Origin of the sequence: Bartonella sp. CM31XJBT (assembly GCF_028618555.1) — a bacterium.
GTDB lineage: Bacteria > Pseudomonadota > Alphaproteobacteria > Rhizobiales > Rhizobiaceae > Bartonella.
Genome location: NZ_JAQITD010000041.1, coordinates 1 through 7,271, shown reverse-complemented (window position 1 = coordinate 7,271; position 7,271 = coordinate 1). Strand labels below are relative to the sequence as shown.

Genomic DNA, 7,271 nt, shown 5'->3' with positions numbered 1-7,271 from the left:
CGGGTGAACTCAATGAGGTTCAAACCATCATCAGGGGGCGGCATGACCGCTTGGGGCGCCTTGTGGCACAAGAAGGAGACCGCGTTGAACGGGCTGATGCTTTTGTCAACAAAGAGACAAGGACCGTCACTTTAACGGATGGCAAGATTTATATTGCTGGTGATATCTTCCCAGTCTCTGAAGCTGTACTCAACAATGTTGCCATGATTGGACGCTTGGAAATTGGTGTGAAGCTGCAAAAAAAATGGATAACACACGAAGATGATCCAGAGCTATTGGGGCAAGTCCCTGGCACCTTGGCAGAAGGAGAACCTGGTGCCGCACGCGAAACAGCACAGCTTGTTTGGGCACTAAAAGAGGATGAGCAGCAAGGGGCTTTCTTTCCCGTTTATATCTTGCAAGATGGTGTTCTGATTGATCAAAAATCCCCATCACTGCTTGAACCCGCCATGCAAGCTATTGCGACGTACGACCGCGCCCATGGGCATTATATCGTGAGTGGCTGCCGTGTGAGCGCATTGGGAGCAAATAATGGTTGCCAAGTGTTTAGTATTCAAGAAGGAGAAGCCAATATCAATGGCTTTAAACGCAAACGCCTTGCCGCCTTGCGCCATGCAGAGCCAGAGGATTTTTCGACAAGCGTTGTTCCAAGCGAAACGCATATTTTTGCGCCCCCAAAAGAGGGGGCAAGCTCTAAATCTAACATTCAAGCTGGTTCTGACATCTTCCGCTATATTACTGATACCAAAGAAAAATATACCTTTTCGCAAAAAAAAAGCGAAATAAGCTCTAAATCTAACATTCAGGCTGATTCTGCTGACTACCACACCGTTTCTCGTGGTCCGATCACCGCCGCCACTTCTGACATTCACGTTAGGTCTGGCGTCATTCTAGCTGGTGGTAACATCACCATAGATGCTGGTCATGACATCACCGACCTTGCTGCTTACGGGCATGCTACTCCCGAAGAAACGCATATCTTTGCACCCCAAAAAGGGAAAACAAGCTTTACCTTTAAACCCTATTATGCTCCCATTGCCGATATTCATTCTCTTTTGCTTACAAAAGAAAAAACTGTCACACTAACCCGTGGTGCAATTGCTTCAGGGCGTGATGGTGTTCCTGATAAAAGCATCATTTCTTTTATCAAAGTCGTTCAAGGAAGCAAGGAATTTAAAGAAGGAACAGATTTTAAAAAAACCGGAGACTCCATTGATTGGGCACCCGTGGGAGATGAACCTTTAGTGGGAAGCACCTATCAGGTGACATATCGTTACCGCGCAAAAATCACCGCTGATAAAGTAACAGCGCAGGAAATCACTGTCTCAGGTGGGGCGCAAGGTGGTGATATTATTGTCAGTTACACTTACAAATTGCCCCGCATTGACCGTATAGGACTGGATACACAAGGCAATGTAGTTTACATCAAAGGCATTTCATCAGACCAACCTATGGCACCAAGTGTTCCTGATGATGTGTTGTCCCTTGCAACGATCACCAACAATTGGCTTGAAACGCCGGTTGTGGTCAATGATGGCACGCGTGTTGCCCCCTATGATGAGATGTGGCGCTATTTTCAACGTGTGCTTTCGCTTGACCGGTTGATGCAATTAGAGCGCATTAAAAGCAATGTGGACTCTAAAGAACCTGTCGCAAAAAAAGGTATGTTTGCAGACCCTTTTCTTGATGATAGTTACAGAGATGAAGGCTTTCAACAAACGGGGGCTGTAGGCAATGGCATTTTACAGCTCGCCATTGACCCAACCTTTTACACTGCTCCTTTAAAAGCGCCTGTTACGCTTGACTGGACAAATGAAGTGATCATTGCGCAAGAGTTGACAACTGCTTGCGAAAAAATCAATCCCTATCAAAATTTTTCACCCCTGCCTGGTACAGTAACCCTCACACCCGCGACAGACTTCTGGCATAAACAGCGCACTGATTGGCTCTCTGGTGTCACCAATCAGATCATCATGGGAAAACATCGCGGCAGTACCATACGTAGAACAGAAGTAAGCGATAATTTCATCAACACACATCAAGAACAAACCGACTTTTTAAGACAAATTACCCTTTCCTTTAAAATTGAAGGTTTTGGCAAAGGGGAAATCTTAGAAAGCCTCACCTTTGATGGTGTGGATGTCTTGCCAGCGAGCCGCCTTGTTGCCGATAGACAAGGCACCCTTGAGGGCACTTTCACGATTCCACAAAATATTACGGCTGGCACAAAAAATGTTGTGGCACGGGGAAAAGGTGGAACAATTGCAACAGGGCTTTTTACCGGTCAAGGTGTGATTGATGTGAAAGTGATGCGGCGTACCACCACGGTGAAGATATGGGAACAAGACGATCCACAAGCGCAAGTCTTTACCCCCGATGAAACACGGCAAATCACCGGTATTGACTTTCATCTTTGCAAAATCGGCAATCAGAACCATGATCTGGTGATTGATTTGGTCATCACTGAAAATGGTTATCCGACCGCCGATATTCAAGCGCAAAGCTTTTATTCTATGAAGGAGGCAAAGCTAGGTTGGGCTGGGGCACGCTATGATGTCCCCTTGTTAGTCCCTAATGACCGTCTCACTGCTTTTATCATTAAAACCGATGATGCTGATCATTCTGTCTCACTGGCAAAGCTTGGAGATTTTGATGCAGAACACCAGAGATACGTTTCAAGCCACCCTTACGTGACCGGTCCACGCTTTTCTTCTGTCAATGCTAGGAGCTGGACCGCTCATCAAGATGAGGCTTTAGCCTTTCGAGTGCTGGCGGCACGCTACACACAAACAGAAAAAACCATTGATCTTGGCACTTTTGACCTTGTTGACTGCTCTGATTTGCAAATACGCGCAGCCATTGAATTGCCTTCAAGCGATTGTTCTGTCATCTTTGAAATTGAAAGAAACAATGGCACGGTTTATCAACTTCTTCCCTTTCAATTACTCAGTCTTACTGAATATATCAGTGAAAAGATAAAGCTTCGCGCCATTCTCAAAGGGACAGAAAAGCTCTCACCTGTTTTGTTTGCGCCTGTGCAATTGATTGCGGGGAAGATTCATAAGGAAGCCACTTATGTCACCCGTGCTTTTGCCTTTGGGGAAAAGGCAAGGTTAACCAGCTATATCAAAACATTTTTACCAGGCGGTGCAACCTTCACTTGTGAGATGCAGTTGGATGATGGTGCTTTTGTTCCTCTCACATTAGAGGAAACAGAGCAGTTATCCGAGCCCCTTTGGACAGAGCGCAAATTTATCAGTGGTGATAAAGGCGCCAAACAAGCGCGCCTCAAACTCACCCTTACCGGTGGACCAGCAGCGCGGTCCATGGTGAGTGATTTTGGTGCCGGTATATTGTGATGGGAGAACAGAGATGACAAAAACGAAAAAACTCGACATGGAATTGCCTAAAGAAGGTCGTTTTATCAGTTCTGAATTCCCAATCTTGCGCGAAAACTTGACCAAAATTGATCAAGCCATTGCAGATGTTGAGGAAAAGGTAGAGGGAAAAGCGCCTTTAAAACACACGCACACAATAAGTGATGTTGCAGATCTTGAAGCAGCCTTGAAGGGCAAGATGGCAGCGGATAAAACTTTCACTTTAAAAGATTTAGGTGATATCGAGGGTGCACAAGATGCAGCCAACAATTATGTTCTCTACAAAGCAAGCAACAATCACTTCACTTTTGGCAGTGCTGTCTCTCTATTAGGCGCACATCAACATAAAACCGAAGATATCGTGGGGCTTGACGATTTTAGAGCCAAGATCAATGAAGATCTCACAAGCTATGGGCACCTCACAAGCCCAAATGAATGGCAAAGTTATAATAAATTTACCAGCAAAATCACTATGAGTGGTGGCTTAGAACTGTTGGGTAATTCGTCGTTTAACCTTATCTATAATGGCAAAGTGGTTACCAATTTAAACACAAACGGAAGCTCGCTTAAAGGACCACTTAAAATCGATGGTGATGTTGTTTATACGAAGGCGCAAGTGGATGCCGCCATTTTGGCACAAATAAAGAGTCTTAAAAAAGATTTGATCGATAAAATCACGAATTGGCCGGCTCTTGCTGATGCTGAATTGCTCTATACGCAAGATGGCAAAATTCAATGGCCCGATTGGGTAACGGATAAAACCAAAGTCGAAATCCAAGCTTGGGGTGGTGGGGGTAGTGGTGGTGGAGCGGATACACCAAGATTAGGAGGAGGAGGCGGAGGAGGCGGTTGTTCCGTGTGGTATGGCTATAAAGCCAGTTTAAACGGTCATCAAGATATTTTGATTGGAAAAGGAGGAGTTTCTGTTACATCACGCAGTGCGACAGGAAATTCTGGAGGAACAACAGTTGTTGGTAAAAATTTCATGACTGCTACAGGGGGACATGGTGGTGGGGGTGCTTCTGCCTATCAATCTCACACGGGATTTGGTGGTGGTACGACTACCTACTATTCAGGCGATGGCGGTGCTGGAGGAACAGGTGGAAACTTTGGTTTAGCAACGGATGAACATCCAGGAATTGCCAAAGGCGGAAATGGTTATGCTGGAACGAATGGAATTACGAGTAAAACAAGCGGTAATGGAGGCGATGCTGGAGGTGATACATCACGTGGTGGCTCTGGAGGAGTCGGCAAAGGTTCCTATAGTTCGGGAAAAGCAGGGCGCGGCTTTGGGGGTGGTGGAGCAGGTTCTCATGGAGATTCCTCTCCAAGCGGTGCTGGAGCTGATGGCGCTGTCCTCATAAGATTATGGAAAGATTAAATGGTTGTGAACGATCACAAAAGAAAGACGAGCAAGTTTAAGTTATAATAGCACCTTTAAAAAAAGCATCTCAATACGATAGAACAGCACTAACAAGAACTCGTGAAAAGAGGATGTATTTTAGGTTGTTTATGTTTTAGAGCTTGTGCTAAATCATAATTTGCCTGCATAGCTAACCAAGCACGTGCAGTACTCACACCAGCCATTTCAAGCCTAATAGCGAGATTGGGACTAAGTGCAGCTTTCCCATTTAAAACCCTAGAAAATGCGACACGAGACATACCAAGCCGTTCGGCTGTTTCACTAACAGATAAACCAAGCTCTGCGATTACGTCTTCACGCAAGAGTTCACCGGGATGTGGAGGATTTTTCATCATTTTTTAGTTCTCCTTATTTAAGGATAATCTAGGTAATCGACCAATTCGACATCTATACCAATAAAACGAAATATTACGCGCCAATTTCCATTTACAGTAATTGACCAATAGCCCTTAAGATCACCTTTTAGAGGATGTAATCGAAAGGACGGATAATTCAAATCATTTGGTGATATAGCTACATCAAGAGCACCGAGAATACGCCTTAACTTTTGAGTGTGAGCTGATTGAATGCCTTTTGTCGTACCAGTGTTGTAGAAAGCTTCGAGCCCTTTATGTTTAAATCCTAAAATCATAATGCACTATATCGTGTATCGTTACCAAATACAAGAAGGACGCGCTTTACGTCCTGAATGTTCACCTTTTTGCGCTTGTTCGTGCCATAAATAATAATATCGAACAACATCCCCCGCTTTAAACATATTCATCACTATTCAAAATGTCATCTAAACCACGATCTAAATCGTCTAATATATTTTGCGGTGCATCTGCATAAACAAAAGATTGTGCACCAGAACGAGATTTTACTAATTCATTATATAAATCAACAGGAAGCATAATGATTTTTTCACGCCCTCGCTTTGTTAAAGCTACAGGTGTAGACATAGCCTCGTCTAAAATATCGCCTGCCCCGCGGTTTACATCTGTAAAACTATATTTTTTCATATGCACATCCTATCTTTAATGTATAATACGTATTATACGTAGAATATGTATTATGTAAAGATATTTTACGGCATTAACTACCTCCCCGCCTCAAAGACGAGGAGATAAAATCATGTTTTTAACTTAAGCTACTTTTACAACAGGGCTTACTAAAACTCGCTTGGCTTCTTCAACAAGCGTTTTATAATGTTTGCTCTCTTCTGCTAATGTAAAGGCTTTAACAAGATGCATGTGAAGCGGTCCATAAATATAAACAGCTTTTTCAGTAGGTCCCATTTCATCCCAGTTGCTTGGAAAATCAAAGCGTGTATCACGATCATTATCAATTAATTGGTTTTTTAAATCATAGAAAGCTTTGACGAGGGCTTTTTTGAATGCACGCACCGTATCATTGTTACGCATATAGGTCATGAGTAGAGTGGCTTGTGGTTCGTTGAGAATAGCAATTACTCTTTTCTGTCTTCCGCCTTTGGTCCCAAAGGGTGAGATTTCAAATCCAACCCTTCCAAATTCTTCAAGGTCTTCAATGTTTTGACGTACCAACTTTATAACTGTAGCGTGGCTATTCCCCACACCACCGGCAATTTTTAAAGAGGTTGTGACAGCAATACCATCATTGTTGATTGTTACTAGATTGTTCATAATGAACTCCTTACTATTTAGTTGTTTTCTATTGACGCCCTAGAGGGGTATCGGGTGCTAGAAAACACGGTAGTAAGTCCGTCGTTATGCTTTCCCCATAAGGGTATTTTATAGCGTAACTACACCCGATAACATTATTATACGCTATGCGCATATAACGAGTCAAAGCATTCAATGCACGGAAAAAGACTGTTTCGGTAACCAATCCGCTTGTTGTTTTAAGATGTTTTTGAAGCACCTTTGTATGAATCTAACGGTTTTAAAGTTTTTGTCAAGTCGCTCGTCAGAACGGCTTCCACCTCTAATTTTTCCCATTCATTTCATTAGCCAACCATTTAAAGGAGTATAAAATGGCAACAGGTTTTTTACACGGTGTTGAAGTCGTTGAGGTTGACGACGGCACCCGCCCCCTTCGCGCGGTACAATCGGCAGTTATCGGGATTGTTGGCACAGCACCCGATGCCGATGACCGAGCATTCCCTCTCAACACACCGGTTTTGGTAGCAGGCTCTCTTTCACAAGCTGCAAAACTGGATAAAACGGGTAAGCGTCAAGGTACCTTACCCAATGCCCTTGATCTTATTTTTAAACAAGTAGGAGCCATTGTTGTTGTCGTACGCGTGCACGAGGGTGACAACGAAAATGCAACACTCACCAATATTCTGGGTGGTGTGAATGCAAATGGCGCTTATGAAGGTGTTCATGCTTTGATTGGAGCGCAATCCATTGTGGGACAAACACCACGCATTCTCATCGCTCCAGGCTTTACACATCAACGCCCTTCCAGTGTGAATAGTGAAGAGAATGGAACTGGTGCAACTGCCAACC

General features: G+C 43.9%; 6 protein-coding genes and 1 pseudogene. 3 read left to right on the top strand and 4 right to left on the bottom strand.

The genetic code is table 11. The annotated features are described in order from the left end of the window. A partial coding sequence (locus tag PVV63_RS09480) for a DUF4815 domain-containing protein (protein WP_273791638.1) occupies nt 1-3,359 on the top strand: 3,359 nt, incomplete at its 5' end. Nucleotides 3,360-3,372: 13 nt separating this feature from the next. Beyond that, a complete protein-coding gene (locus PVV63_RS09475; protein WP_273791637.1) occupies nt 3,373-4,758 on the top strand; it encodes a Bgr_08870 family protein in 1,386 nt (461 codons plus the stop codon). Nucleotides 4,759-4,847: 89 nt separating this feature from the next. Here the strand turns inward: PVV63_RS09475 and PVV63_RS09470 are convergent, their stop codons facing one another. The 4 genes from PVV63_RS09470 to PVV63_RS09455 all read right to left on the bottom strand — a co-directional run bounded on the left by PVV63_RS09470 (nt 4,848) and on the right by PVV63_RS09455 (nt 6,443). After that, the gene (locus tag PVV63_RS09470; RefSeq protein WP_120101694.1) at nt 4,848-5,135 is read right to left on the bottom strand and encodes a HigA family addiction module antitoxin; all 288 of its coding nucleotides are present in this window, start codon (nt 5,133-5,135) and stop codon (nt 4,848-4,850) included. Between the two features lie 17 nt (nt 5,136-5,152). Next, on the bottom strand, nt 5,153-5,431 hold the full coding sequence (locus tag PVV63_RS09465) for a type II toxin-antitoxin system RelE/ParE family toxin (RefSeq protein WP_273791636.1): 279 nt from the start codon (nt 5,429-5,431) through the stop codon (nt 5,153-5,155). Between the two features lie 118 nt (nt 5,432-5,549). Beyond that, nucleotides 5,550-5,801, bottom strand: a complete 252-nt coding sequence (locus tag PVV63_RS09460) for a type II toxin-antitoxin system Phd/YefM family antitoxin (RefSeq protein WP_273791635.1) — start codon at nt 5,799-5,801, stop codon at nt 5,550-5,552. A 123-nt stretch (nt 5,802-5,924) separates the two neighbouring features. Then, entirely contained in the window at nt 5,925-6,443 is a 519-nt protein-coding gene (locus PVV63_RS09455) for a Rha family transcriptional regulator (RefSeq protein ID WP_273791634.1), read from the bottom strand. Nucleotides 6,444-6,793: 350 nt separating this feature from the next. Here PVV63_RS09455 and PVV63_RS09450 point away from each other — a divergent pair. Further along, nucleotides 6,794-7,271 (top strand): annotated as a pseudogene (locus PVV63_RS09450) (phage tail protein); the annotation flags it as partial.